24 protein-coding genes are annotated in these 24,378 nt (G+C 71.4%); 9 read left to right on the top strand and 15 right to left on the bottom strand.

The features are described 5' to 3' along the window. Positions 1 to 95: 95 nt before the first annotated feature. From CA12_RS08005 to CA12_RS07950, 12 genes are all read right to left on the bottom strand, one after another. The gene (locus tag CA12_RS08005) at positions 96 to 2,117 is read right to left on the bottom strand and encodes a GGDEF domain-containing protein (RefSeq protein WP_165700625.1); all 2,022 of its coding nucleotides are present in this window, start codon (positions 2,115 to 2,117) and stop codon (positions 96 to 98) included. 425 nt (positions 2,118 to 2,542) lie between these two features. Further along, positions 2,543 to 3,418, bottom strand: a complete 876-nt coding sequence (locus tag CA12_RS08000) for an FHA domain-containing protein (RefSeq protein WP_145358424.1) — start codon at positions 3,416 to 3,418, stop codon at positions 2,543 to 2,545. Positions 3,419 to 3,587: 169 nt separating this feature from the next. After that, complete coding sequence (locus tag CA12_RS07995; RefSeq protein ID WP_145358422.1) at positions 3,588 to 4,115, bottom strand: GNAT family N-acetyltransferase; 528 nt, start codon at positions 4,113 to 4,115, stop codon at positions 3,588 to 3,590. Continuing rightward, positions 4,112 to 4,873, bottom strand: coding sequence for a hypothetical protein (locus CA12_RS07990; protein ID WP_145358420.1), 762 nt, complete (start codon positions 4,871 to 4,873; stop codon positions 4,112 to 4,114). The genes CA12_RS07995 and CA12_RS07990 overlap by 4 nt, the downstream gene beginning before the upstream one ends. Then, a complete protein-coding gene (locus CA12_RS07985; protein WP_145358418.1) occupies positions 4,870 to 5,769 on the bottom strand; it encodes a hypothetical protein in 900 nt (299 codons plus the stop codon). The genes CA12_RS07990 and CA12_RS07985 overlap by 4 nt, the downstream gene beginning before the upstream one ends. After that, entirely contained in the window at positions 5,766 to 6,683 is a 918-nt protein-coding gene (locus CA12_RS07980; RefSeq protein ID WP_145358417.1) for a hypothetical protein, read from the bottom strand. The genes CA12_RS07985 and CA12_RS07980 overlap by 4 nt, the downstream gene beginning before the upstream one ends. A 43-nt stretch (positions 6,684 to 6,726) precedes the next feature. Further along, positions 6,727 to 7,716, bottom strand: a complete 990-nt coding sequence (locus tag CA12_RS07975; RefSeq protein WP_145358415.1) for an alpha/beta hydrolase — start codon at positions 7,714 to 7,716, stop codon at positions 6,727 to 6,729. A 283-nt stretch (positions 7,717 to 7,999) separates the two neighbouring features. Continuing rightward, a complete protein-coding gene (locus CA12_RS07970) occupies positions 8,000 to 8,443 on the bottom strand; it encodes a hypothetical protein (protein ID WP_145358413.1) in 444 nt (147 codons plus the stop codon). 121 nt (positions 8,444 to 8,564) lie between these two features. Continuing rightward, the gene (locus CA12_RS07965; RefSeq protein WP_145358412.1) at positions 8,565 to 9,845 is read right to left on the bottom strand and encodes a glycosyltransferase; all 1,281 of its coding nucleotides are present in this window, start codon (positions 9,843 to 9,845) and stop codon (positions 8,565 to 8,567) included. Continuing rightward, positions 9,842 to 10,468 (bottom strand): WcaF family extracellular polysaccharide biosynthesis acetyltransferase, encoded by a 627-nt coding sequence (locus tag CA12_RS07960; protein ID WP_315851328.1) that lies wholly within the window; start codon positions 10,466 to 10,468, stop codon positions 9,842 to 9,844. Before CA12_RS07960 ends, CA12_RS07965 begins: the two co-directional genes overlap by 4 nt. A gap of 39 nt (positions 10,469 to 10,507) precedes the next feature. Then, entirely contained in the window at positions 10,508 to 10,936 is a 429-nt protein-coding gene (locus CA12_RS07955) for a helix-turn-helix domain-containing protein (protein WP_145358410.1), read from the bottom strand. A 26-nt stretch (positions 10,937 to 10,962) separates the two neighbouring features. Continuing rightward, complete coding sequence (locus tag CA12_RS07950) at positions 10,963 to 11,211, bottom strand: hypothetical protein (protein ID WP_145358408.1); 249 nt, start codon at positions 11,209 to 11,211, stop codon at positions 10,963 to 10,965. Between the two features lie 235 nt (positions 11,212 to 11,446). On the opposite strand from CA12_RS07950, the gene acs reads away from it, so the two are divergent. From acs to CA12_RS07930, 4 genes are all read left to right on the top strand, one after another. Beyond that, positions 11,447 to 13,498 carry an acetate--CoA ligase gene (gene acs / locus CA12_RS07945; protein WP_145358407.1) on the top strand — a complete coding sequence of 684 codons (2,052 nt, stop codon included), beginning with the start codon at positions 11,447 to 11,449 and terminating at the stop codon, positions 13,496 to 13,498. A 148-nt stretch (positions 13,499 to 13,646) separates the two neighbouring features. Continuing rightward, a complete protein-coding gene (locus CA12_RS07940; RefSeq protein ID WP_145358405.1) occupies positions 13,647 to 14,708 on the top strand; it encodes a hypothetical protein in 1,062 nt (353 codons plus the stop codon). 131 nt (positions 14,709 to 14,839) lie between these two features. Further along, on the top strand, positions 14,840 to 15,028 hold the full coding sequence (locus CA12_RS07935) for a hypothetical protein (RefSeq protein WP_145358403.1): 189 nt from the start codon (positions 14,840 to 14,842) through the stop codon (positions 15,026 to 15,028). A gap of 937 nt (positions 15,029 to 15,965) precedes the next feature. Beyond that, complete coding sequence (locus CA12_RS07930) at positions 15,966 to 16,538, top strand: HPP family protein (RefSeq protein WP_207622175.1); 573 nt, start codon at positions 15,966 to 15,968, stop codon at positions 16,536 to 16,538. Between the two features lie 13 nt (positions 16,539 to 16,551). On the opposite strand, the gene CA12_RS07925 is transcribed toward CA12_RS07930, so the two are convergent. Next, positions 16,552 to 17,163 (bottom strand): MarC family protein, encoded by a 612-nt coding sequence (locus CA12_RS07925; protein WP_145358399.1) that lies wholly within the window; start codon positions 17,161 to 17,163, stop codon positions 16,552 to 16,554. 256 nt (positions 17,164 to 17,419) lie between these two features. Between CA12_RS07925 and CA12_RS07920 the strand changes: the two genes are divergently transcribed. Continuing rightward, positions 17,420 to 18,172: a class I SAM-dependent methyltransferase gene (locus CA12_RS07920; protein ID WP_145358397.1), complete on the top strand. Its 753-nt coding sequence runs from the start codon at positions 17,420 to 17,422 to the stop codon at positions 18,170 to 18,172. Positions 18,173 to 18,190: 18 nt separating this feature from the next. Beyond that, positions 18,191 to 18,874: a GDSL-type esterase/lipase family protein gene (locus CA12_RS07915; protein WP_145358396.1), complete on the top strand. Its 684-nt coding sequence runs from the start codon at positions 18,191 to 18,193 to the stop codon at positions 18,872 to 18,874. Positions 18,875 to 18,898: 24 nt separating this feature from the next. Here the strand turns inward: CA12_RS07915 and CA12_RS07910 are convergent, their stop codons facing one another. Beyond that, a complete protein-coding gene (locus tag CA12_RS07910; RefSeq protein WP_145358394.1) occupies positions 18,899 to 19,198 on the bottom strand; it encodes a Rho termination factor N-terminal domain-containing protein in 300 nt (99 codons plus the stop codon). 286 nt (positions 19,199 to 19,484) lie between these two features. On the opposite strand from CA12_RS07910, the gene CA12_RS07905 reads away from it, so the two are divergent. From CA12_RS07905 to CA12_RS07895, 3 genes are all read left to right on the top strand, one after another. After that, the gene (locus CA12_RS07905) at positions 19,485 to 21,374 is read left to right on the top strand and encodes a hypothetical protein (RefSeq protein WP_145358392.1); all 1,890 of its coding nucleotides are present in this window, start codon (positions 19,485 to 19,487) and stop codon (positions 21,372 to 21,374) included. Between the two features lie 106 nt (positions 21,375 to 21,480). Beyond that, positions 21,481 to 22,026 carry a sigma-70 family RNA polymerase sigma factor gene (locus CA12_RS07900; RefSeq protein WP_145358390.1) on the top strand — a complete coding sequence of 182 codons (546 nt, stop codon included), beginning with the start codon at positions 21,481 to 21,483 and terminating at the stop codon, positions 22,024 to 22,026. A gap of 168 nt (positions 22,027 to 22,194) precedes the next feature. Beyond that, on the top strand, positions 22,195 to 23,160 hold the full coding sequence (locus tag CA12_RS07895; RefSeq protein WP_145358388.1) for an alpha/beta hydrolase family protein: 966 nt from the start codon (positions 22,195 to 22,197) through the stop codon (positions 23,158 to 23,160). Positions 23,161 to 23,280: 120 nt separating this feature from the next. On the opposite strand, the gene CA12_RS07890 is transcribed toward CA12_RS07895, so the two are convergent. After that, positions 23,281 to 24,294 carry a DUF3472 domain-containing protein gene (locus CA12_RS07890; RefSeq protein WP_145358387.1) on the bottom strand — a complete coding sequence of 338 codons (1,014 nt, stop codon included), beginning with the start codon at positions 24,292 to 24,294 and terminating at the stop codon, positions 23,281 to 23,283. Between the last annotated feature and the right edge of the window lie 84 nt (positions 24,295 to 24,378).

Genomic DNA, 24,378 nt, shown 5'->3' with positions numbered 1-24,378 from the left:
GCAGAGAGCGAAGACGGGTGAACCGTGCCCCACCCTCACCCCCGGCTCCTCTCCCTCAAGGGAGAGAGAAGACAAACGCTGGCCGCCCCGGCCGATTACGCCACGGCGGCGGGTTGTTCGACGGGGATGAGGTTCGGTCCGGCGGCGGCGTGGGCGTGCAGCAGGGCCTCGACCTCCGCCTCTTCGGCGTGGCCGCGAGCGACGAGGGCGGCGCCCAGGGCGCGGGGATCCTCCTGCTGGCGGGCGAGCAGCTCCGCGAGCTGTTCGAGCGTCAGCAGGCCGAGCCGCAACGCGGCCTCGCCGAAGCGCTCGCCGACCTGCTGCACGTCGGCGATCATGTCGGTCTGCACCTCGTCCAGCACGCCGGCCTCGCGGGCCAGAGCGCCCAGCGCCACATCCGGGGGGGTGAGGTCGGTGAGCGCCTCGCCGACGTCCCGCACGGGGATCGCGCCGCTGGCGCTGAGCCAGCGGGAGAACCGCCGGGCCGCCACCGCCCCATGCAGCGTGCGTTCCTCCGGAGACAGCAGGCTGCGGACGATCACTTTGTTGCGGCCGGTCTTCTTCGCCTCGTACATCGCGGCGTCGGCCTCGGCGAGCAGTTTGTCGGCGGCGTCCGGCAGGTCCGTGGGCACCGCCAGGGCGACGCCGAAGCTCGCCGTGGTGTTCACCGTGATGCCGCCCACCGTGCGACAGGTCCACGCGACCGCTTCCCGCAGCCGTTCCGCCACCGCCCGGGCGCCGGCCTCGGTCGGCCGGGGGATCAGCACGACGAACTCCTCCCCGCCGAAGCGGGCCGGCACGTCCGTCCGCCGCAACACCTGGGCGAAGGCCCCGGCGACGGCCCGCAGCACGCGGTCACCGACGGCGTGACCGTAGGTGTCGTTGACCGCCTTGAACCGATCCACGTCGGCGAAGATCACCCCCACGGTGCTGCCCGTGCGGGAACAGACGGCGACTTCCCGCCGCAGCGCGTCCACCAGATACGGCCGGTTGTACAGGCCCGTCAGCGAATCGCGGAGGCTTTGCTGTTGAAGGTCGCGGTGCTCCGCCTCCAGCCTGCGGTGCCGGTCCGCCAGGGCGTCGGCCTCGACGGAGCGCCGCGTCGCCAGTTCGGACAGGTGCTCGTTGGCGATCGCCAACAGGTCCGCCGGTCTGCCCAACTTCCCCAGATCGACCTCCAACAGCCCGGCGGCGGCGGCGGCCCGCTCCCGCACGTCTTCCAGGTAGGTCGTCAGCGCCTTGCCCTTCAGCCCGAACAGCGTGTCCGCGGCGGTCCGCAGGCGCCCCAACGCCGGGCCGGAGTCCGGCCCGCAGAAGTGATCGCCCACCGCGCTAGCGAGCGCCGCCGTGCGGACCAGCGGCCCCGCCGAAGCCGGCATCAGGCCGCCGGCACTGGCGGCCACCAGGGCTTCCGGCGTCTCGTGATGACGGGCGACGGCGAGGGCGAGCCGCTCCGGCAACCCCCAACGCCGGGCCAGCGCCCCCCCAACGGCGGCATGATCGAAGCCCCACGTCGACCGCTCCCGCGCCGCCGGATCGACCCGGGCGTCCTCGGAGGCGGCCCACACGGCCACGGACTCCGCGGGGAACGCCTTGAGCAACGCCAGCGTGCCCAAATCGCACAGCAGCCCGGCGAGGAACCGATCCCCCTTCCCCGCCGCCGCGACCGCCGCCGCCTCCTCGTCGCGGCCGACGGTGCCGGGCAGATCGCCGGCCAACTCGGCGGCGGTGGCCTGCACCACGCAGCGGCGCCAGTAGGCCCGGTAAGCGTCCGCCGTCACCCCCGCCTGCAAAGCGTCGTCCGAAAGACTGAACGACAGCGCCAACGAGACTACCCCCCCCGCCCCCAGCAGGGCGACCGCCCGGCTCACCGAGGCGACCTCGCCGCGGAACCCGAAGAAACTGCTGTTCGCCGCCCGCAACAGCCGTGCGGACATCGCCGGGTCCGAAGCGATCAACTCCGCAATCCGGCCGACGTTCACGTCCGCCTTGCGGGACTCCTCCAGCAACTGCACGGCGACCGCCGGCAGGCTCGGCAGGCCGGGGGAGGTCAGCACCGCCTCCATCGTCACCGGACGATCGGCCGGCGCGGCGGCTGGGGCGGCTGGATTCGGCACGGGACGAGCAGCATGGGGCGAGGCGGCGGGCACATGGGAAACTTCGGCCCGACGCACCGCCGGCTCGGGCTCGAACCGCCGACGGGGGGGCGGAATCCCGCCCCCGGGGCTGAGGAACCCGGTCGTGCCGGCCATACCGCGAGAAAAACCCCTACCAAGGCCCCCCGCGGACTCACCCGCCCTCAGCGACCCCCGGGGCACCCCCTACCCGTATCATCGGGCAACTCACGAGGCCGCCACCAGGGTGCGACCTAGAGGCTCCCCCCGGGGTCGCCAGTGTACTGCGTGACGAGCGCAGGGCTCACCGGACCCACTGCTCCGGGCGTCTCGGAAGATTCGCCCGCGTTCCCGGTGGAGAACCGCCCGCGGCGTCCCCGCGGCGTTCGCCCCCAAATACGACCGGCCGAGCGGCGAGGCGTCGCTCGTCAGTTCGGCTCGCCGGCGGCCTTGAGCATCTCCGCCAACGACATTTCCAACCGCATCAGGCGTTGCCACGTCTCCCACGAGACGATCCGCGGCGGTTCGCTTCCCGGGGGCCCCCCGCTGGCGGAGTCCGGCTCGCGGCCCGGCAGACCGCCGCCGCTGCTGGAACCGCCGCCGCTGCTGGAGCCGCCGCCGTCGCTCGGCGTTTCTTCCGGGGAGAGCGGTTCGGAGCGGCGGGGCCGCGCGGCGGCCTGATCGGGCGAGGCGCTCGGCAACCGATCCGGCAAGGCCACGGCGCGGAAGTCCGCTTCCACGGCTTCCAGCAGGACGTGGCGGATCTCCTCGTGGGCGAACCCCAGCAGATCGCACAACTGGGCCTGCTGAGCGAGGTCCAGATCCCGGGGGACCGGCGGCCGCTCGCCGGGGGGCAGGAACGGCGGCGTGCCGCCGACTTCTTCCACCACTTGTCCCCGCCCCAGTCCGGCCGAGCCGCCGGTTCGCCCCTGCGTATCCTCAGGATCGCCGCCGGCGGCCGCCTCCGCGGCGCGGCGTTCGCGGGCGGCGGCGGAGAGATGATCCAGTTCCTCCCGCCCCCCGTACGCCAGCAGGCAGCGGCCCAGCGAGATCTGATCCCCCGGCCGCAGAACCCGGGCGCTGACCGGCCGGCCGTTCACCCGCGTGCCGTTCGTGCTGTCCAAGTCCGTCAGGATGACCCGCTCGCCGTCTTCCTGCACCTTGGCGTGAAAACGGCTGACCCGTTCGTCGTTCAGGCGAACGGTGTTCTCCTCCTCCCGCCCGATCGTGACCGGCGTGGGGAGATCGCGGAAGGTGGCGCCCCGCTCTAATCCCTCCAACACCTGTAGGGTGATCCGGGCCATGGAGGTCGGCCGTGTGCGACGGAGGGGGAGGAAAAAGGGATTGTGAAAGCGTTGCTATCCGACACAAGCGGATTCGACGCGACAATCGGGTCCGGGGCGGCGTTCGCGGACGGCGCCGGGCGCCTCGACAGTATGGCGCCGCCCGGCGACGGAGCGAGTCACCGGCGAATCATAGCCCCGTGGCGCCGGCCGGGGCTCGTTCAAAGACGACGTACCCCGGTTCGACGAATCCGCAGCGGGCGTAAACTGCGTGGGCGGCATGATTCTCCCGCTCGGCGTACAGCCGCAACCCCACGGCCCCGGCGTCGACGGCGGCGCCGGCCGCGTGATCCAGCAGGCGTCGGAACGCCCCCCGGCCGCGGTGGTCCGGATGCACGTAGACGCTCTGAATCCACCAAATCGCACCGTTCCGCCAGTCGCTCCACTCCCAGGTCACCATCAGGCACCCGATCGGCGGCTCCCCGCTCGCCGGGCCCCCCGCAGTGCCCGCCGCCGGGCGGGCGACGAAATAGAGGGCCTTCGCCGGGTCCGCCAGCGCTGCGGCGACGCCCGCCCGCACCGTCGCCGGGTCCAGCCGCTTCGACTCCGTCTCTTCGGCGAGCCGCACGTTGAACTCGGCAATCGCTTCCGCATCGTCGGGGCCGGCGGGGGCGACGACGAACGCCGGGGCGGCGGACTCGGGGGAACGATCCGTCATTCGGCCGGCTCCCCCGGAGCGGGGGCGTCGGCGGTGGCCCGCAGGTCGGCCAGCAGGTGGGCGAGGGCGGCGTGCCCGGCGGGGCTCTGCCGCACCACCAACCGCCCGCCGAGTTCCGCGATCGCCGCCGGACCGCCGGCGGTGTCCCACTCCGCCACCCCCGGCCCCGGGCCGACACCGGTCTTCAGGGCGAGGATCAGCGGCGGGTCGAGCCGCGTCGGCTCCCGCCCCGCCCCCGGCCCGGCGATCCGCTGCACGACCGTGCCCTCGGTGCGGTCGGCCTCCGTCAGCCCCAGCGATTCGCTCAGCCCCCGCACGTCGTACACCCGCGGCACGAGGTTCCCCGCGGCGTCCCCCGCCGCCGTGATCCGCAGCAGCCCGGCCCGGTTCTCCAGAACCAGCGGCGGCCCGCCGGCGGCGTCCAGCAGCGTTTGGAACGCCGCCCGCAGCGTCGGCCGGTTCTGCACCGTCTCCGCCGTCGGCGGGGCGAAGGGGACCGCGGCCGGGTCCGCGTCGCCGAAGGCCCGGCGGTCCACGATTACCGCCACATCGGCGAACCGTCCCAGGACCGCCACGGCTTCGGGGAAGGATTCGCCGAGACTCATCTCCGACGGCACCGGCGGCGGGCCGTCGAGGGTCGCTTCCAGCGCGGCCTCCGCCGCCCGTTCCGCCGCCGCTCCGGCGAGGGGGCGCTCGGCCGCGTCGTCAGCGGGGGCGAACGCGACGGCCGCGACGCAAAGCATCGGGGCGACGGTCATTCGTTCGGCTCCTGGGCGGGGGCGGCGCCGGGGTCGGGCAGGGTCAGCGGGACGGTCCACGGCTGGGCGGCGTCCGCGGCCCGCAGGTCGGCCAGCAGGTGGGCGATCTGCCGGTGCACCGGCTCGGTCTGCCGCACGGTCAGCAAGCCGTTGAAGAACTCCAGCGACCCGCCCTCGCCGTCGATCTCCTCCCACCCGCCGCCCTCTCGGAGGCCGCCGGTGGTGGCGAAGATCAGGTCGATCAGCGGTTGCTCCGCAATCAATGCTGTTTCCAACGGGGTAGCGGGCGGGTTCCCGTCATCCGCCCGCCAGACATCGGCGACGTCCGTCGCCTCCGCGACCGGGTCGTACGGCGGACCGAAGCAGTTCCCGCCCGGCCGCAGGCGCGGGTCGTTGAAGTTCGGCAGCCGGCGGGCCGCGGCGCTGGGTCCGGCGGCCTCCAGCAGGTCGCGGACGGCATAGGTGCGGGTCAGCAGGCGTTCCTCGGCGTAGTCCTGCGTGGTGATTTTGAGAATGCCGCCGTCGTTGATGAGGGTCAGCGGCACATCGGTCACGCTCTCCAGTAGCTCCTCGAACGCCGTCCGCACCGAGAAACGGCCAGCGGGCAGGCGGGGCGGGTTCTCCAGCGGCAGGTCCCGCAGGTCGATCCCCTCCAAATCCAGCCGCGGCGTGTCCGGCCGCACGACGTGACCGGGCAGCAGATTCTCAACCGCCTCGGCGAGGGTGTCGCCGGGTCGGAGGTCTTGGAGGCCGTTCTCCTCGGCCAGCGGGGCGTCCAGCGCCGCCTCCAGTTCGGCGACGGCCCGATCGCGGAGCCCGGCGGCGGGCGCCTCGGGCTCCGGCGGGGCGTCCTGCGGAACGCACAGGCAGGCGAGCAGCAGCAGGGCGGCGGTCATTCGGTCGGCTCCTCAGCGCTTGCGTTCGGCGCCGTGGGGGGCGGCTCCGCCTGCGGCAGGTCCGTCGGGAAAGTCCACGGCTGCTGTTGGAAGGCGACGCGGAGGTCGGCCAGCAGGGTCTCGATCTGCCGGTGCACGGCTTGCGTTTGCCGGATCGTCAGCACGCCGTTGAAGGTCTCGATCGACCCGCCCTCGCCGTCGATTTCCTCCCACCCGCCGCCCTGGTCGAGCCCGCCGGTGAGGGTTTGAATGAGGTCGATCAGCGGCTGTTCGGCGGCGAGGGCGACGTCGAGGGGCGAGGGCGGTTCGCTCTCCCCCGTCGCGGCCGGCGGTTCCGCTCCGGCGCCGACCTGATTGGCCACCGGCGGCAGGGAGAACTGCCCGAGGCCGGCGCCCTGCCCGGCGCCGAAGCCCTGCGGCGCCGTCATCGGCGGCTCCCAGGCGTACGACGGCCCGGCCGCCTCCAGCAGGTCCCGCACCGGGTAGACGCGGGTGAACAGCGTTTCGTCCGCGGCGTCCTGCGTCGTGACGCGAAGGATGCCGCCGTCGTTCAGGAAGGCCAGCGGGACGTCGTTGACCTGGCGCAACACTTCGTCCACCGCCGTTCGCACCGGAAAGCGGCCGGCGGGGAGCCGCAGCCCGTACGGCAACGGCAGGTCCCGCAGATCGATCCCCTCCAGGTCCAGCGCCGGCGTGTCCGGCAACACGGTCTGGTCGGGCAGCAGGATGGATAGGGCGTTCGTGACGCTGGTGTCGGGCCGGATATCCACCGCCGCCGCCAGCGGGGCGTCGAGGGCGGCCTCCAGTTCCGCCGCGGCTCGCCGCTCCAGAGCCAGACCCGCGAGCGGTTCCCCCTCTTCGGGAACGGCCGGCGGGGCCAGCAGGCAGGCGAGCAACAGCGGGGCGGCGATCATCAGGCGGGCGGGCGGGGGCCTGGGGAGAGAACGACGGCCGGGTTCACCGCCGACCGGCGCGGTCCTGCCACGGGTCGGGGCGGGCCTTCAGGTACAAATCCAGGAAGCCTTTGCCGTCCTGCCGGGCCAGCCCCTGGAACAGCTTCTCGCCCAGCGGCGGCCGCAGCAGGGAGGTGCCCCGCAGCGGCACGCCGGGCACCGGGGCCAGCACCACGCGGGGGGTCTTCTCCCCGCCGAGGCGCTCGAACAGGTCCTTGGCGGCGCCGCCGTCCCGCTGGTCCTCGGAGCCGTAGAGGATCAGGAAGGCGATGTCGGCGCCGTCGTCCGCCAACTGCCGCAACACCTTGCCGGGGTTCAGGCCGGGCACGGAGTCCTCCGGCGACAGCAGGGCGACGGCCCGCACGTCCTGCCCGGTGGGGGTGCGGTACGCCGGGTCCGGGGCGTCGACGAGGGGTTTTTTCAGCCAGTCGGCGTAGGTGTACAGCAGGGCCACGGGGGCGGAGTTCTCCGCCGCGACGATGCCCAGCTTGCGAATATTCAGTTGCTTATTCTGGTGGAGTTGCACCGCGAGGGCCTTCACCGCCTCCAGATCGAACCGCAGCATGCCGCGGTAGTCGGCGGAGCGAACTTCCTCGCCGGTTTCGGTGCGGCCGTTCATGGAGGCCTCGCCGTGCTTGCGGAGGTCCGGGGCGAGCACCGCGTAGCCCATCTTCTCCAGGTACTCCGCCAGCGACTGCCAGTTCTTGCGGTTGCCCTTCTCGCCGTGCAGCAGGATGACGACGGGGGTGTCCTCGCCGGCGCCGTTGGGGGTGTAGACCTCCACCGGCAGCGTCCAGCCGTCGGGGGTGACGACGGTCTCGGTGCGGCTGGCCGCTTCAGCCGGGGCGGCGGCCAGCAGGGCAACGGCGAGGGCGAGCCCCGCGGCGGCGGCGCGGCGGAGCCGTCGGGGGCTCGGCCGATCGGTGAACTGGGGGGCGAGGGGCGTCACGACGATCTCCGGCGGGGGCAACTGGTCTCGGACGGGCCGATGCATGGTACGGGTCGCCCCAAAGCCGGCACAACGGGGCCGGGGCCGGCGCCCCCCGCCCCCGACGACGCCGCCGCCCGCCCGCAGGGTTTTCGTATGCCGTGCGACAGTCCGAACGGACTTCAGTCGCGAGCCGGGACATGATCACGATCCGTTCACTCGCCCGTCGGCCGGACGGTTAGCGAAGCAGGTGGGGGGGGCGTGTGAACCGTGCGTCACCCTCACCCCCAGCCCCTCTCCCTCAAGGGAGAGGGGAGAAATGAAGTCGCAGACGCCCCGGGCGCCCCGCCTACTTCGCCCCCAGCGCCGCGGCGATGCGGCCGACGGCGGCGTCCTCGGCTTCGCTGACCCGCGGGCCGACGTCGTACAGACCGCCGGCGGCCTCGGCGATCTGCCGGGCGAACGCGACCACGTCCGCGACGAACCGCGCGCGGTCCTCCGCGTCCTCCCTGGACAGCGCCGCCCGCACCGACCGCCACGCGGCGTCGGCTTCGCCGCTCAACACGGCTTCGCCGGCCGCGGCGGTCACGGCGTCCAGCGTGTCGGCGTTCGCCGACAGCCGCTCCAGCGCGCCGGCGAACAGGTCGCCGCAGTCCCCGCAGGCTCTCATCTGCTTGCGGAACTGCTCGATCTCCGCGGCGTCCAGCGAGCCGTCCGCCGTCGCCACGGTAAAGAAGGCCAACGCGGGGGCGACCGCGAGCGGGTCGGACGTGAGGGGATCGGCGGCGCTCATTTCGCCACCTTCCCAGTCCCGCGAGTCCCCGGCAAGCCGGGACGGGGGATGAGGGAGGGGGGATGAGGGAAGAGTTTCCGGCGTCGTCCCCTCCCCCATCACTCCTCCCCCCCCCTGAGTTTCACCCCCGTCGCACGCCGTCCGGCTCCGGGCCGCCGGCGAGCCAGTCGTAGAGGGCGCCGAACCGGCGGGCGATCACCGGCCAGGCGAACTCCGCCTCCGCCAGCGCCCGGGCGGCGGCGCCGCGGGCGCCGCGGGCGGCGTCGGATTCGGTCACCAGTTCCGCCAGCCCGGTTCGCAGCGAATCGGCGGTCGGTTCGACCCGCAACGCCCCGCCGCGGTCGAAGCCCTCCGGCAGGTTGCAGGCGTCGGTCAGCACGGTCGGCAAGCCGTAGGCCCAGGCTTCGAGCACCGCCACCGGCATGCCTTCGCTGTGGGAGGGCAGCACGAACCCGCTCGCCCCCGCCAGCGCCGCCGCCTTCCGGTCGCCGAACGCCGGGCCGTAGAAGCCCAGGGCGCCCTTTCCCGCCGTCGGCCGTCCGCCCGGGCCGCAGAGGCCCGCGGCGGCGGCCCGGGCCTTCAACTCCTCGGCGTGGCCGCCGTCGTCCCACCCGAGCACGGCCACATGCCAGTCCCGGGCGGCCGGCTCGGTCTTCAGCAGGTGCGCCCAGGCGTCGATCAGCAGATCGAGCCCCTTTTTCGGGTGCAGCCGCCCGAGGAACAGCAGAACCCGCCGCCCGCCGACCGCGGCGCTCACCTCTTCCCCCTCCCCCCACGGCGGGGGCGCGTCCGGCCGGGGGGCCTCCAGCGAGACGCCGTTGGGGATGACGAGGATCGGGGCCCGCACGCCGTAGGCGCGGGCGGCGTCGGCCTCGGCGTCGGCGAGGGCGTGCAGGCAGCCGGCGCCGGCGAGGTGCGAACGCTCCGCCAGCCACCAGGCGACCCGTTTCTTCGCCCGGCTCCGCCGCACCGCCCACGGATCGAGCATCCCGTGCGGGGAGACGACCCACTTTCGCCCGCTCTTCCGCCCCCACCCCGCCGTCGCCGCCGAGCTGTGGTGCCAGAGCCCGTGGGAGTGCACCACGTCCGGGTTCAGTTCCCCCAACCGACGGTCCAGCCCGGGCGCGTAGCCCCAGGCGCCGTGGGTGAACCGCGGGCCCTGCGGGGCGAACGCCTCCCCGGCCAATGGACGGCCTTCGATCTGCCCCGCGGCGGCGGCGTCCTCTGCGAAATGTTCGTCCCGCACGCTGAGGACGTGCGGCGACCGGCCGATCGCCGACAGGGCCCGGGCGAGGTCCAGAATGACCGACGCCAGCCCCCCGCCGGCCCGGCTGACCGACCGCGTGACCATCGCCACCCGCGGCGACGCGGCGTCCTCGGCGGCGGAGGCCCGCACGCTCATGCGGCCCCCCGCGGCGGGCGGGTCGGCCGGGGGCGCAGCACGCGGGCGGGATTGCCGCCGACGATCATCCCCGGCGGCACGTCCTTCGTCACCACCGACCCCGCCGCCACCACCGCCCCGGCGCCGACCGTCACCCCGGGAAGCAGCACCGCCTTCGCCCCGACCCACGCCTGCCCTTCGACCGTGATCGGTCCCGTGACGAGGTCGAAGCTCGCCCGGGCGTAGTTGTGCCCGCCGGTGCACAGGTACGCCCCCTGCGACAGGCAGACGTCGTTCCCCAGCGTGACCTGGGCGAGGTTGTCGATCCAGACCCCCTCCCCGACCCAGCAGTGGTCGCCGATCACGAGGTTCCGCGGGTCCTTCACCCGGACGCGCGGCTTCATCACCAGTCCCTTGCCGATCGTCGCCCCGAACGCCCGCAGCAGGGGGGCCTTGAGCCGGGAGATCGGCAGCAGGGCGCTGTCCAGCGCCAGCGCCCCGACCGGCCACCAGATCGCCCACCAGAGCAGCCCCGGCCGCGCCTGCTCCGCCGGCCGCCGATACCCGCCAAGATCCTGCACCCGGCCCGGCGGCTCGGCGGGCGATGCGTCGTCGAACGGCGGCGGAGGGGGGGAAGACGTCACGCCCCCAGTGTGCCGCCGGACCGCCCGTTCGGCGAACGGTCAGTCGCCAGCCGGCTCCGGCGGCGCCTCGCCAGGCTCCGGCAGGTCTTCGATCCGCACGACCAACCGTTTGCCGAGCGCGGCGGCGATCCGTTCAAGCGTTTTCACGGTGGGATTGCGGTCCTCGTTCTCCAGACGGGAGAGCGACGACTTCTGCATCCCGGCCTGGGCAGCGAGGTCGGTGAGGGAGACGCCCTGCGCCTCGCGGAGGGCCTTGAGCGTCAGCCGTGTCGTGCCGATGCGTACGCCGTCGCCCTTGGTGGCCCGGTGGAGCAGTCTGGCGAGGACTTCCGCTTGAACCTCAGGCTTGGCGTCGGCGTAAACCTGGCGGAGACGCTCGTCCCGGGCCTGTTCTTCCGCGGCGGGAACGTGCCGAACCCGCCACGGATGCGACGGATCGGTCTTCTTGACGGCGGGTGCGGCGGGCATTGCTGGGGGACTCTGGCGGGGGGGGGCTAACGATCGACCTCGTAGGCGGTGATCGGGTTCAACTCCATCGAGCTGATTCGCTCGAACACGACCATGATGTAGCGGCCGTCGGCGATCTCGCCGAACACGACCTCCTCCCCTGACGAACGGCTGACGCCGCGTTCGTCGGGGTCGAACAGGACCGACTCGACGTCGTCCTGCGTCAGATCGTTGTCGGCGATGTGCTCAACGTTGCCGCCGGGCTCATAGTTCCAGAAGACGAAGTAGTAGGGCATGGACGCGTAGTTACCGAGACTTGGAGGGGATTGATCATCGGCTCTCGCGTGCTGGGGGGGGTGAAGCGATCCAACTCGGTAGTCATCCGAGCGGGTGCGCAAATCGCTTCATGGGCAGCATACGGGTCGTTGCCATTCAGGGCAACACCTTCCCCCCGCGCCCGGTCCCCCTCCGCGGGTCTGATCGGTATCCTCCCCGGCGTTCGCCCGCCGACCGTTCTGGAAACCCGATTCGATGTCCGACGCCAAGCCCGCCACCGTGTCCGATCAGGCCGACTTCGATCCGCCCCAGGACGAACGCGACGGCGGAGCCGCCCAGGCCGGCGGAGCCGCCGGCGCCGGGGGGAACATCGAGTCGCACCTCCACGAGAACCGCAGCTTCCCCCCGCCGGAGGCCTTTTCGCAGTCGGCTCACATCAAGAGCGAGGCGGAGTACCAGGCCCTCTGGAACCGGGCGAAGGACGACCCGGAAGGCTTCTGGGGCGAGACGGCCCTCGAACTGCTCACCTGGGACACGGACTTCGCCGCCGTCAAACGGGGCGAGATGCCGGACACGGAGTGGTTCGTCGGCGGCAAACTGAACGCCACGGTGCAGTGCCTCGACCGGCACCTGGACGGCCCCCGCAAAAATAAGGCGGCGATCGTCTGGGAAGGGGAGCCCGGCGACGTGCGGACCCTCACCTACCTCCAGTTGCACCGGGAGGTCTGCAAGTTCGCCAACGTGCTGCGAGGCTTGGGCGTGGAGCAGGGCGACCGCGTGACCCTGTATATGCCGATGATCCCCGAACTGGCGATCGCGATGCTGGCCTGCGCCCGGATCGGGGCGGTGCACAGCATTATCTTCGGCGGCTTCAGCGCCGACGCCGTCGCCGACCGCAACAACGACGCCGGGGCCAAGGTCATCGTCACCGCCGACGGCGGCTGGCGCCGCGGCAAGGAGATCCCCCTCAAGGCCGCCGTCGACGACGCCCTCGCCAAAAGCCCCACCGTCAAAAAGTGCGTCGTCGTCCGCCGCACCGGCGGCGAGGTCACGATGGCCCCGGACCGCGACCTCTGGTGGCACGAATTGATGGCGGACGCCTCCGCCGACTGCCCCGCCGTGCCGCTCGACAGCGAACACCCGCTGTTCATCCTCTATACCTCCGGCAGCACCGGCAAACCGAAGGGCGTCCGCCACGGGACCGCCGGCTACCTGCTCGGCGCCCAGCTCACCACGAAATGGGTGTTCGACCTCAAAGAGGAGGACACCTACTGGTGCACCGCGGACATCGGCTGGATCACCGGGCACAGCTATATCGTCTACGGCCCCCTCGCCAACGGGGCGACCACCGTGATGTACGAGGGCGCCCCCAACTGGCCGGACCCGGGGCGGTTCTGGGAACTGGTCGAGAAGCACCGCGTCAACGTCTTCTACACCGCCCCGACCGCGGTGCGGGCCTTCATTAAATGGGGCGACGAGTGGCCGGCCCAGTACGACCTGAGTTCCCTGCGGCTGCTGGGCAGCGTGGGCGAGCCGATTAATCCCGAAGCCTGGGTCTGGTATCACGAAAAAATCGGCGGCGGTCGCTGCCCGATCGTGGACACCTGGTGGCAGACGGAAACCGGCGGGATCATGATCTCCCCCCTGCCCGGCGTGACGCCCACCAAACCGGGCTCCTGCACCTTCCCCCTGCCCGGGGTAGTGCCGAAGATCGTCAACGAGCAGGGCGAGGAAGTGCCCGACGGCGAGGGCGGCCTGCTGGTGATGACCCAGCCCTGGCCGCACATGCTCCGCACGCTGCACGGCGACCACGAGCGGTTTAAAGAGGTCTACTTCGGCAAGTTCCCCGGCATCTATTTCGCCGGCGACGGCGCCCGCAAGGATAAAGACGGCTATTACTGGGTGATGGGCCGGGTGGACGACGTCATTAACGTCTCCGGCCACCGGCTGAGCACGATGGAGGTGGAAAGCGCCCTCGTCTCCCACGACGCCGTCGCCGAGGCCGCCGTCGTCGGCTTCCCGCACGAGCTGAAGGGCGAGGGCATCTGCTGCTTCGTGACCCCCAAGGGCGAACCGGAGGACCCGGAGGCGCTGCAAAAGGAACTGATCCAGCACGTCCGCAGCCAGATCGGCGCCCTGGCGACCCCGGACCAGATCCGCTTCGCCGCCGCCCTCCCCAAAACCCGCAGCGGCAAGATCATGCGACGCCTGCTCCGCGACATCGCCGCCGGCCGCGAAACGACCGGCGACACCAGCACGCTGGAGGACTACACCGCGATGGCCAGCCTGCGGCAGGAGGCGAGTTGAGAACGGGAGCGAGGGGTTAGCTCTCCAGATGTCGCTAATCCTGACGATCCGCCAGTGCCGCATACGTTGGGAACCAGAATGATGTGAACCACTCTGGGTTTCTCCTCGTTCCTCCATGGACACACCGTTGTGAGAGAACCCGATAGCGATGACGTTAGACGATGATGCTTGGACCGATCCGCGGACTTGGATAGCCGTCGGCGGCTTCACGATCGGCGTTGCAGGGTTCCTGTTCGCTCTGCTCCGAGATCGGTGGTCACGTCGGGAATCGAGGCTGGAGACACTTGGGAAGACGTTACAACCGCTCATACAGGCCGGACAAAGCATCCTGAGGGCTGTCGAGAAGCGGAAGCGCATTGAGCAACTGAAGCACTCGTACCCGACGCCCCGAGTGAACGTTCTCGTTGGAGTGGAACAAGAGCGACGTTTCCCCGAGAGAACGCCAGAGGTCGTGGCACGGGTCAACTTGCTCGTCGAGCAGTACAACGACCTAAACAATCAGGCTGAAGCAAAGTTCCGAGAGGCAGAATCGGAGTTCGGTTCACGTCACTTTCGTCTACCCGACCGCATTGTCGAGCAGGTACGCGAGCTGAAAAACACCCTCAGCGAGGCGGGGAGGCTGCTCAACGACGGGCTGCTAAACAAATGCGACCTTCAATTAGCAGAGTTCGGCCGACAGCATGAAGCGATCTCTAAGACAGCACGAGGCTGGCGGCTCGCCGCCCCATTTGAAGGCTACAGACGACGAGTTCGGCGGAGGGAAGAGGTGCCTGCCGATCGAGTCGGCCCTTACGACCTGACCCGGAAGGAGATGGATGGGGTCTTCGAACTAGTGGCCAAACTAATGATGTCTGACGAGCAGGCTTGGCCGTTCGCTGTTCATCCTCCGCAGAAAGTGCTGGCCGAACCGAGCATCCTCGCTGAGGACGACGTGGTGGACCGCCTTTCCGATGACATCTTCTCTATAGTTCTTCGAGACGGCACGGCACGTCTATTCTCGTTGCCAGAATTGATGGCGTTCACTTTCAACCTCATCGATGCCCAGTCGCAGAGAATTAGGGCATCCAAGATGATCGAGGCCGTCGGACCGGATGTGCCGATCGATCTTAAAATCACCTCCACGTTTTCGATGGATCGGATCATGTCGCCGGAGATGGTGAAGGTTTTGCTGAGCAAGATAGAGTTCTCTGACACTCCGAGCGATGGTTGACCTCGGACGGGCGGGTGGCCGGGGTCGACCCGTTGTGGCGTTGATCTTGGATTGACCGCGGCCGGTCCGCCCCCGGAGCGGGGCGCCGGCTAGAATGAGCCATCCCGCCGTTCGCACGGGCTCCCCGCACCATGACCGTTCATACCGGCACCGTTCACGGCCGCCTGATTCAACTGGACGACGCCCCCGACCTGCCGGACGGTCAGCGGGTGCGGGTGACGGTCGAACCGGCCGACGATTCTCCCGACGACACGTGTCCTGACCGCACGCCCGCGACCCCGGCGGTCGGGCCGCCGGTCGAGGACTGGACCGCGGCCTAGGCGGGCGGGTGGCCGGCCTCGTCGCGGCAGGCGGCGCTGGTGGCGTCCGACAGCGCCTTGCTCCTCTGGCGCCACTGGCTCTGCCAGGGCGAGCGACGTTCGGTCGTCATTCCCGTTGAGAACCGTTCGTGATTCCCCGCGGTCCTGGCAAGGCCAGCGCCGCCCGTCGGTCGAGGGAAGGCGGTTCGTGCGCCGAACCTGCTGTCGGACAGGCAGTTCGGACAAAAGTGGTCCCGAACCCGCGTAGGGTGAGGGGTCGACGGTTCCGTCCGCATCGGATGCGGGCGGGCGTCGGCTTCTCGCGGGGCGGGAGACGCGGCCGACGTTGGTGACGGACGCCGTGAAACTCGCCCCCGCGTCGGTCGGCACGCGCAGCCGATCGACGCGATCCGCCCCCCGCCCGCAGGCACGGACGCCGAACCCGTCACGCGGTCGATCCGGGAGCGTCGGCGAGCCGACCGGCTCGCACGGCCCCGGGCGCCGCGGACGGCACGACCCCGAGGCCCGGCCCCCGTTCTCAAAGAACGCCGGCCGTGTGCCCGTATTCCACCTTCATTCCCCCATCCCCGGCACACACCGACCGGGTCCGGCTTCCGACCGGGCGGGGCGGCGCACGAATCGCGTGCGGCTGAACACGTTGAGTCGACAACCCGAACGAGCGGCCCGGCCGCGGGCGCGACCCCATTCGGGAACGCTTCGCGGCCGGGATCGCCGCTGCGCGGAGCGAACCCGTCCGTCGGCCGACGCCGGTCGTCCGCTCGCCACGCGCGTCCCGAAACTCACTGCCGAAGGCCCTCCATGACGCGTCGATTCCTCATGCCCGCGGCGTCCGGCGGGTGGCCGGCCCCGCCGAACCCTTCTACTCTGCTCCGCACGAGGTGGGGTCCGCGGATCAGCACGAAGTCAGGACGGCATGCGGCGACGGCATCTTCGACGCATGGCGGCGTGGTTGCGGCCCTTTCAATTGACGGCGCTGGTGCGGCGGCACGATCCCACGCGGATGCTGGCCCTGTTCGGGCTGATCAACGGGGGGGCGAGCGTCGGGCTGGTGGCGATCCTCGCGCACGCCACGCGGTCGCCGTTCCTCTTTCCCTCCCTGGGGCCGACGGCCTTTCTGCTGTTCTACGAGCCGACCGCCGCCGCGTCCTCGCCGCGGAACGCCCTGCTCGGGCATCTCGTGGGCGCCGTGGCCGGCTGGCTCAGTCTGGCGGCGTTCGGCCTGCTGGACGCCGCCCCGGCGCTGCGGGCGGGCGTGAGCTGGGCCTACGCCGGCGCCGCCGCGCTCTCGCTGGGGAGCACCAGCGCGATCATGATTCTCCTGCGGGCGCCCCACCCGCCGGCCGGGGCCACGACGCTGATCGTCTCGCTGGGATTGATGCCGCATCTCTGGCAGATCCCCGTGCTGTTGGCGGCGGTGTTCCTGCTGTTGGTTCAGGCGTTCGTCATTAATCGCCTGGCGGGGCTCCCGTATCCGCTGTGGACCGCGCCGGAGTCGCCCGAGTCGACGTGACTCGCCCCGCCCATCAAAACTTCCGGGCCCAGACCAGCGCCCCCTGCATGATCATCTCGATCGAAACGGTGCCCACGTACAACGCCGTGATGCGGCCGGCGACGTCGATATAGCGTTGGATCAGTGCCTCGTTGCGGGGGCGGACGTAGTCGTGGGCGGCCTTCAGCAGCACGATCGTCGAGACGCACAGCGTCACGCCCAGCAGCACGATCGCGCAGGCGACGAAGCCGTTGTGCCGTTGGCCGACGACCACGCTGGCGCTGACCGTGCCCGGGCCGATCAGCACCGGCATCGCGATCGCCCCGGCTAATTCCTTGGCGTCGCCGCGGAGCATCTCGATCGCCGCGGGGCCGCGGAATAAAAACTGCAACCCGATCAGCAGGAAGACGATCCCGCCGAAGATCTGAAACGAGGCGAACTCCGCCTGCACGACCGTCGAAAAGATCGCGTCGCCCAGCAGGGCGAAGGCGCAGAACACCGCCCCGGCGATCCCGCCCGCCCGCGTCAGCACCTGGCGGAACCGTTCCGAGTCGACTTTGTGAATCACGTCGACCAGATAAATCACGATCATGAACGGATTCAGCAGCGTGACGAACAGGGCTGCGGACAGGAGCGGTCCGGGCATGCGGCGCGGGCTGACAGTTCAGGTCGTGAAGGGGGGAGGGACGCTACAGCGGCGTCCGGGGGCCGGTCAAACGGCGTGCGGCGGGGCGTTCGCCCCCGTCGAAGACCGGCTCGACCGAGCGTCGGCGCCGGCGGGTCGCCCGTCGCCGGTGCGAAACCGGGCCGGCGTGGGGGAGAATCCACGAAGTCCGAACCCCGGGCGCCCGCCGCGGCTCCGCGGGTACAGTCCCCGACCGGCCCGTCTCCGAGAGCTCCGCATGACGCCCACGCCGCTGCATCGAAAATCCTCCGTCGAAGAGATCCGCGCCCGCTTCGACGGCGACGTGGAGCGGTTCTCGCGGCTCGACACCGGCCAGGCCGCGACGGTGGACGCCCCGTTGGCGATGGAACTCATCACGCAGGCGGCGGTCGCCTCGACGGCGCCGATCCGACGCGTGCTGGACCTCGGCTGCGGGGCGGGCAACAACACGTTGAAGCTGCGGGAGGCGACCGAGCGGGACTTCGACGCGGACCTGCTCGATCTCAGCGAACCGATGGTCGCCGCGGCCGAGCGCCGGGTCTCGGCGGCGAACGGCGGGGTCGTGCGGCCGCTCGTCGGCGACTTTCGGGAGGTGGAGTTGGAGGACGGCGCCTACGACGTCGTGCTGGCCGCCGCGGTCCTGCATCACCTGCGGGACGACGCCGACTGGCGAGCCGCGTTCACGAAACTTCACCGCATCCTGCGGCCGGGCGGCGGCGTCTGGATCACGGACTTGGTGTCGCACGAAACGCCCGGCGTGCAGGCCCTCATGCAGTCCCGGTACGGCGAGTATCTGGAGCGACTCGACGGCCCGGCGTACCGTGATCGCGTGTTCGACTATATCGAACGGGAAGATTCCCCCCGGCCGGTCACTTGGCAGCTGGATCTCCTGCGGGACGTCGGCTTTTCGAGGACGGAACTGCTGCACAAAAACTCCTGCTTCGCGGCGTTCGGGGCGCTCAAAGCGCCCGCCGACGCATTTTCCAAATAAAACTGACATTGGACTGCCATGAACAGTGCCTTCCTCGCCGCCTCCCTGCTCTCGGTCGCCGTGGGCGTCCCGGACGACGCCGCGGACGCCGTGGTCATCGGATTAATCGGCGACTCCACCGTGGCGACGACCTACGGCTGGGGGCCGGCGTTCGCGGAGCGATTCGACGACCGCACGACGGTGCTCAACTACGCCCGAAACGGCGCTCGGCTCGACACGCTCTCGGAGCGGCTGGACGAACTGTTGGCGAAGTCGCCGGATTACGTCCTCATTCAATTCGGCCACAACGACCAGAAGAAATACGGCCCGGACGCGTACCGCGAAAAGCTGACGGACTACGTCCGCCGCGTGAAGGCGGCGGGGGCTCAGCCGGTCGTGCTGAGCTCCGTCACCCGGCGGAACTTCGGGCCGGACGGCAAGATTCTCCCCCGCACCGAGGGGCTGCGCGGCGGACTGCCGGCGTTCGCCGAGGCGGCCGGGGCCGTCGCCCAGGAGGAGGTCGTGCCGTTTATCAACCTGTACGGGATCAGCGTCGACCACCACAACCGCCTCGGCCCGGAGGCGACCGCGGCGTACGACTTCGATCCGACCGACCAAACCCACTTCAGCCCCGCGGGCGCGGCGGCGACCGCGGGGCTGATCGTCGACGAACTCAAGGTCGCCCGGCCCGAACTGGCCCGGCGGCTGAAACGCACGCCGTGACGACGCCGGCTCCTCACAGTCGAACTACTGCCGATCGCGGATCGCGTCGATGAGTTCTTCCTTCGTCATCTTGCTGCGGCCGTCGATGTCGAGTTCCTTCGCCCGGTTATAGAGTTCGTCCTTGGTGCGGTCCTCCAGCGAACTGGTCGGATTGCCGGTCCCCTGGGTCGTTTTATTGGGCGTGCGACCCTCCTCGCGGCGGTGTTTGTTCACCGTGCGGCCGGCGATCTCCTCGGCGCGGTCCTCGGAGCGGCCGCGGTCCAATTCACTGTCTTTGACGTGGTCGTACATCCGTTCGTCTTTGTCGGTCCAGGCGGCAGGCATGGCGGAAGCTTCGTAGCGGGGGACGTGAAGGGGGAATTGTTCGGCCCCCATTTTAAGCGGCGGCGGGTTTCCGTCCCCGGGGGCGAGAAGGAGCGACGGGTGGGCGAATGTCCGGCGTTCGCCGCGGGGAGGAACCGGCGGTCGGGAGGGCGACGCACGGGCTCGGGGGGCGGAGCGTCTCCCACGATCCCCGATTCCCGCCGCCGCCGTGTCCGTTCTCGCCTCCCCCGATCGTCCCGCTGCGCCGGACCGACACGCAGCGCCGGGGCGTCCCCCCGGCCCAAATGTGGAGCACGAACCCGCCTGGCCGTCCTGGATGACGACGCTGGGGGCCTGGGCGCTGCACCCCCGCACGATCCGGGCGCTGCTGGGCACCGGCGGGGGGCTGGTGATCGCCGGGGGGTTGGTCTGGCTGGTTTCGCTGGGGGTGTTCGACGACCCGCGGGTGCTGGCCAGCAGCCTGATCGGCGGGTGCTGCGCCTTGCTGTTCCTGGGCTGGGGGCTCGCCACCCGCACCCGCTACCGGATGGCGGGGCTCGCCGCGGCGGGGCTGGCCTGCGTGACCCTGCCGCTCAACCTCTGGCTGCTTCACGCCCAGCACCTCGTCGAAATCACCGGCGGTCTGTGGGCCTGGGCGGCGGGGTGCGCCGCGTTGCAGGCGGCGACGGTCTGGCTGCTGAAAGACCGCCGGTTCCTGCTGGCCGTGCAGGGCGGCGTGACGCTCACCGCCCTGCTGGCGCTGGGTCAGGGGCGCCGCTTGGACGAACCGCTGTGGATTGCGGGGACGCTCGCCGTGCTGGGGGTCCTCAGCGTGGAGGGAGTCCGCCTGTTCCCCAGGGGGAAGGAGGACGACGGCGGCCCGAAGGCCTCGGACGAAGCGGCGCCCTTCGCCCGGGACCCGTTCGCCGTGCCGCTGCTGTGGGGCGGGGCGGCGCTGCTGACCGGCGCCGCGGCGTTCGCCGCGTTGGCGGAGGTCGCCCGGAACGGCGTCGTCTTCCTGCCGCGGCTCCCCCTGGAGACGGCCGCCCCCCGGCTGATCGCCGCGGCGATCTGGACGGCGATCGCCAACGGGCTGGTCTCGCTGGACGCCCTCGCCGCGGACGTGCGGCGGCGGCGGGACCGGCGGGCCGGGGTGACGCGGGACGAGGGGCTGTTCGGCTGGTGGAGCGTGATCCCCGTGCTCGCCGCCGGCGCCGGGGCGGCGGCCGTCTGGAACATGTTGGAATATCTCGGCCTGCCGGACCGCTGGGACGCCGCGGTGTACGCCGCCTGCGGGGTCGGCCTGCTGGCGGCGGCCCGGGCGGCGGGCGTGGGCGTGATCGCCGTCGACCGCGGCGCCGGCGCCGGCGACGAGGCCCGCGGCCCCGGGGCGACCGCCCTGCGGTGCGGCGCCGTCGTGCTGGCCGGGGCGGAGCTGTTCGCCGTCTCCAAGGGCGTCGGGGCGCTGTTCAACGGCCCGCTGTGGGCCGACGCCGGGGGGTTGGCGGCGGTCGCGGGGCTGGGCCTGCTGGGCGGGTCGCTCAACCCGGTTCCCTGGGCGAAGACGCTGCACCGGACGCTCGCCGCGGTGGCGCTGGGCCTGGCGGCGCTGGCGGCGAACCAACTGCTGAACGTCCCGCTGGGCCGGAAGCTCGAAGCGGTCGCGGTCGCGCTGGGCGCCGCGATGCTCGCCGGCGCCCACGCCGGCCGGGTGCGGGAGCACGTCCGCGACGGCCAGCCGGACGAGCCGTTCGTCACGGACGCCATCCGGCGCATGCGGGACGAGGAACGCGGCGTGGTCACGGTCGGCCTGTGGTTCGGCACGCTGTTCGTCCTCCTGCCGACGGCCGCGGCGGTGTTCGTGACGAAGGCGAACGGCGACGCCTGGGCGCCGGACGCCCTGGCACTGGTCGCGGCGGCGTCCTCGCTGCTGATCGTCGGCCTGTCCGCCCGCACGCTGGCGCCGGCGCTGGGCGGGTCGCTGGGGCTGGCGGGGGCGGCGACGCTGATCGTCTGGTCCGTCGTGCACCGGGCGGAGGTGACTTTGGGCGTCGGCCTGACGGCCGGCGGGGCGACGCTGTTCGTGCTAGGGCTGATCCTCAGCGTGCTGCGGGACCGCCTCTCCGCCCGCCTCGCCAGCCTGCCCCGCCGCTTCGCCGAGCGCGAGGGGCTGTTCGCGGTGCTGGATTGGCGGTGAGCCTCAAGGCGGAAGGGAGAAGGCGGAGGGCGAAAGGCCGTTGGCGGGGGCGGGGCGTTAGACTTCGCGCTCGTCCATCCGCCTTCCGCCCTCCCCCCTCCGCCTTATGGACGACGACTTCGAACGCTTCCGCGGCTACCTGCGGCACCTCGCCCGGACGGGGCTGCACGGGAAGTTGAAGACGCGGCTGGACGCCTCGGACGTCGTGCAGCAAAGCCTGCTTCAGGCCCACGAGGCCCGGGATCTATTCCGCGGCGAAACGGACGCCGAACGCTGCGCCTGGTTGCGGCAGATCCTCGCCCGGGTCATCACCCACGCCGCCCGCGATCACACCCGCGAGAAGCGGGACGTGCGGCGGGACCGCAGCACGGAGGAGAAGCTCGCCGCCGATTCCCTGCGGCTGGGCGGGCTGTTGGAGGCGGACGTCAGCTCCCCCAGCCACGGCGCCGCCCGGCACGAGCGGGCCGTGCGACTGGCCGCGGCGCTGGAATCGCTGCCGGAGGACCAGCGGGAGGCCGTCACGCGGCACTACCTCGACGGCGAAAGCCCCGCGGAGATCGCCGCCGCGATGAACCGCACCGGCCCCAGCGTCGCCGGCTTGCTCCGGCGGGGATTGCAGGGGCTGAGAACGACGCTGCCGGATGTGGGATAGAAGACGTCGAACGCCTTCGCTTCACCAATCCGATGCGTTAGCGAGGGCCGATCGGAAGCCCTCGCTGACGCTTCGGGTTGGTATCAGAAGAACCCGAACACGTTTGCGACGGCGCCGGGGCGGGGTCATAACGCACCGGCCCGCCCGTGTTTCAAAAAGGCTCCGCCGATGCCGTCGCTCGCCCTGCTGTTGGCCGCCCTCGCGGCGCCCGGTTCCGCGGACGTCGCCCCGCAGCACGGGGCCGACGCCGCGTTCGTCTACAAAACGGCCGAGGACGCCAAAGCCGGCGGCACGGTCGATTTAACGTTGCACGTCTTCCTGCCGGAGGGGACGACCGAACGCCCGGCGAAAGTCGTGGCCCGGCCGGCAATCGTGTTTTATTTCGGCGGCGGTTGGCGGGGCGGGAGCCCCGGGCAGTTCGCCCCGCACGCCCGGCATCTGGCGGACCGGGGGATGGTCGCGGCGGTCGCGGAATACCGGGTGAACAAGACTCACGGCGCCGGCCCGGTCGAATGCGTCCAGGACGCCCGGGCCGCCCTACACGCCCTGCGTTCCCGGGCGGAGCAGTACGGCGTTGATCCGACCCGCGTCGCCGCCGGCGGGGGCAGCGCCGGCGGGCACCTCGGGGCCTGCTGCGGCGTGATCGAGTCCTTCCCCGGCGACCCCGAGGGCTTTCAAACCGCGAACGCCCTCGCCCTGTTCAACCCCGGCGTGATCTGCGCCCCCTACACCGCTCCCGACGGGACGACGGCGACGTTCGACCGCTGGATGGCCGGCCTGCTGCCGGAGGGCGGGGACGAACGGCTCTCGCCGATTCATCACGTCGACGCCGGCGACCCGCCGACGATCCTGTTTCATGGGGAGAAGGACACGACCGTCCCCGCCCGCTCCGTGGAGCTGTTCTGCGAAGCCCTCCGCCGCGACGGCGTGCGGGCGGAGCTGGCCCTGTTCCCGGGCGCCGGGCACGGATTCTTCAACCAGGGCCGCGACGGCGGCCGGCCCTATCGGACCACCCTGCGGCTGACGGACGCGTTCTTCACCTCCCTGGGCTGGCTGTCCGAACCGGCGCCGGCGGCGAACGACGAGGAAGCCCCCTTCACCCTCACCGGCGCCCCGGCCGCCGCAGCGAATTAGAGCGTTTTTCCGCGAAGTCTCGCGTTCAAAACCAGCCCGATGCGCAAGCATCGGCCGTCGGCACAGCCGTCGCCCCGAACGACGCACGGCCGGAGCTTGCGCTCCGGGCTCACGCGAGGGTCAGTCGGCCGACGGGTCGAACGGCAGGTCGCTCGGCGGGCGGGGGGCGATGCGGGCCAGGGAGGTCGGGCGGGTCAGCGATTCGCCGAGTCGGTCGGCGTTCTCCGGCGTGTCGCCGCCGGTGGACAGGGTGAATCGACCCACCTGCGTCGGGGTTTCGCCCGGCAGCGTCGTGGCGTTCACGTTCTGGGCCGGGTTGCCGTCCGCGGTGAACTGGGCCTCGTTCAGCGGCTCCCATCGGGGCAGACCGGCGCCGGCTTTGGCCGTGGCGTCCGGCACGGTCCACACCCAGCCGGCGCCGAACTCCGCCGTCCGGCGCTGGGTGAGGCTCACGCCGTTGCGGCGGAAGTCTTCGACGAAGGTGTACAGGCTCCGCAGCGGCTCGAATTCGCCGGCTTGGGTGGGGGTCAGGGTGGAGAACGTCGCCATCTTCTGCCACGGGCCGGGCGACTCTTCACCCTGGGCACGGCGGGAGAAATACCCCGTATAGGCCGTGCGGCCGGCGATCGGGGCGCCGGTCTCGTCCTGATCGACGGAGGCGACGAGGAGGAACCGGCAGACGTCGCCGATCTCCCAATCGGCGGCGTCGGTCTTCAAAAAGCACTGTCCGCCGGTGCCCTCGCCGCCGAAGCGCTTCACCTCCGATTCCTCTCCCTTGGACCGCAGTTCGACCCGGCGGTCCTCCGGCACGAGGTCCGGATTCTGGCCGGCGGGCGGCTCCCAGACGCTGAACAGGGCCAGCTTTTCGCCGTTCGCCAGTTCCTGAATCCCGAAGTACCCGCGGTTCCATCCGCAGGCCATGAAGTAGGTCCCGGGGGCGGACTCCCGGACGGTCATCTCCTGATAGAACGCCTCCGCCTTCGGCGCCGGGAGCCGCAGGTGCACGGAGCGGCAGGCCTTGCCGGCCAGGCGTTCGTCCGCCCCCGCCGGTTGCGGGGCCGCGACGATCGCAACGGCCAGCGCGGACGACGCGACGAACAGTCGGGAGAGGAACAATTGGGACGCGGCAGGCATTCAGGAACCGATCGGGAGGCGGGGCTCGGGAAGGAGCGACAGCTTACCCGCCGACGGCCGCCCGGCGGGCGGGTAGAATGCCGC

This window comes from Alienimonas californiensis, assembly GCF_007743815.1.
Taxonomy (GTDB): domain Bacteria; phylum Planctomycetota; class Planctomycetia; order Planctomycetales; family Planctomycetaceae; genus Alienimonas; species Alienimonas californiensis.
This window is presented reverse-complemented; position numbering and strand designations above follow the sequence as displayed.

Excerpts from the sequence above, each read along its gene's own strand:
- CA12_RS08000 (WP_145358424.1), bottom strand. The coding sequence starts at position 3,418 with ATGGCCCGGATCACCCTACAGGTGTTGGAGGGATTAGAGCGGGGCGCC.
- CA12_RS07995 (WP_145358422.1), bottom strand. The coding sequence starts at position 4,115 with ATGACGGATCGTTCCCCCGAGTCCGCCGCCCCGGCGTTCGTCGTCGCC.
- CA12_RS07990 (WP_145358420.1), bottom strand. The coding sequence starts at position 4,873 with ATGACCGTCGCCCCGATGCTTTGCGTCGCGGCCGTCGCGTTCGCCCCC.
- CA12_RS07985 (WP_145358418.1), bottom strand. The coding sequence starts at position 5,769 with ATGACCGCCGCCCTGCTGCTGCTCGCCTGCCTGTGCGTTCCGCAGGAC.
- CA12_RS07980 (WP_145358417.1), bottom strand. The coding sequence starts at position 6,683 with ATGATCGCCGCCCCGCTGTTGCTCGCCTGCCTGCTGGCCCCGCCGGCC.
- CA12_RS07975 (WP_145358415.1), bottom strand. The coding sequence starts at position 7,716 with ATGCATCGGCCCGTCCGAGACCAGTTGCCCCCGCCGGAGATCGTCGTG.
- CA12_RS07970 (WP_145358413.1), bottom strand. The coding sequence starts at position 8,443 with ATGAGCGCCGCCGATCCCCTCACGTCCGACCCGCTCGCGGTCGCCCCC.
- CA12_RS07965 (WP_145358412.1), bottom strand. The coding sequence starts at position 9,845 with ATGAGCGTGCGGGCCTCCGCCGCCGAGGACGCCGCGTCGCCGCGGGTG.
- CA12_RS07955 (WP_145358410.1), bottom strand. The coding sequence starts at position 10,936 with ATGCCCGCCGCACCCGCCGTCAAGAAGACCGATCCGTCGCATCCGTGG.
- CA12_RS07950 (WP_145358408.1), bottom strand. The coding sequence starts at position 11,211 with ATGCCCTACTACTTCGTCTTCTGGAACTATGAGCCCGGCGGCAACGTT.
- acs (WP_145358407.1), top strand. The coding sequence starts at position 11,447 with ATGTCCGACGCCAAGCCCGCCACCGTGTCCGATCAGGCCGACTTCGAT.
- CA12_RS07940 (WP_145358405.1), top strand. The coding sequence starts at position 13,647 with ATGACGTTAGACGATGATGCTTGGACCGATCCGCGGACTTGGATAGCC.
- CA12_RS07935 (WP_145358403.1), top strand. The coding sequence starts at position 14,840 with ATGACCGTTCATACCGGCACCGTTCACGGCCGCCTGATTCAACTGGAC.
- CA12_RS07930 (WP_207622175.1), top strand. The coding sequence starts at position 15,966 with ATGGCGGCGTGGTTGCGGCCCTTTCAATTGACGGCGCTGGTGCGGCGG.
- CA12_RS07925 (WP_145358399.1), bottom strand. The coding sequence starts at position 17,163 with ATGCCCGGACCGCTCCTGTCCGCAGCCCTGTTCGTCACGCTGCTGAAT.
- CA12_RS07920 (WP_145358397.1), top strand. The coding sequence starts at position 17,420 with ATGACGCCCACGCCGCTGCATCGAAAATCCTCCGTCGAAGAGATCCGC.
- CA12_RS07915 (WP_145358396.1), top strand. The coding sequence starts at position 18,191 with ATGAACAGTGCCTTCCTCGCCGCCTCCCTGCTCTCGGTCGCCGTGGGC.
- CA12_RS07910 (WP_145358394.1), bottom strand. The coding sequence starts at position 19,198 with ATGCCTGCCGCCTGGACCGACAAAGACGAACGGATGTACGACCACGTC.
- CA12_RS07900 (WP_145358390.1), top strand. The coding sequence starts at position 21,481 with ATGGACGACGACTTCGAACGCTTCCGCGGCTACCTGCGGCACCTCGCC.
- CA12_RS07895 (WP_145358388.1), top strand. The coding sequence starts at position 22,195 with ATGCCGTCGCTCGCCCTGCTGTTGGCCGCCCTCGCGGCGCCCGGTTCC.
- CA12_RS07890 (WP_145358387.1), bottom strand. The coding sequence starts at position 24,294 with ATGCCTGCCGCGTCCCAATTGTTCCTCTCCCGACTGTTCGTCGCGTCG.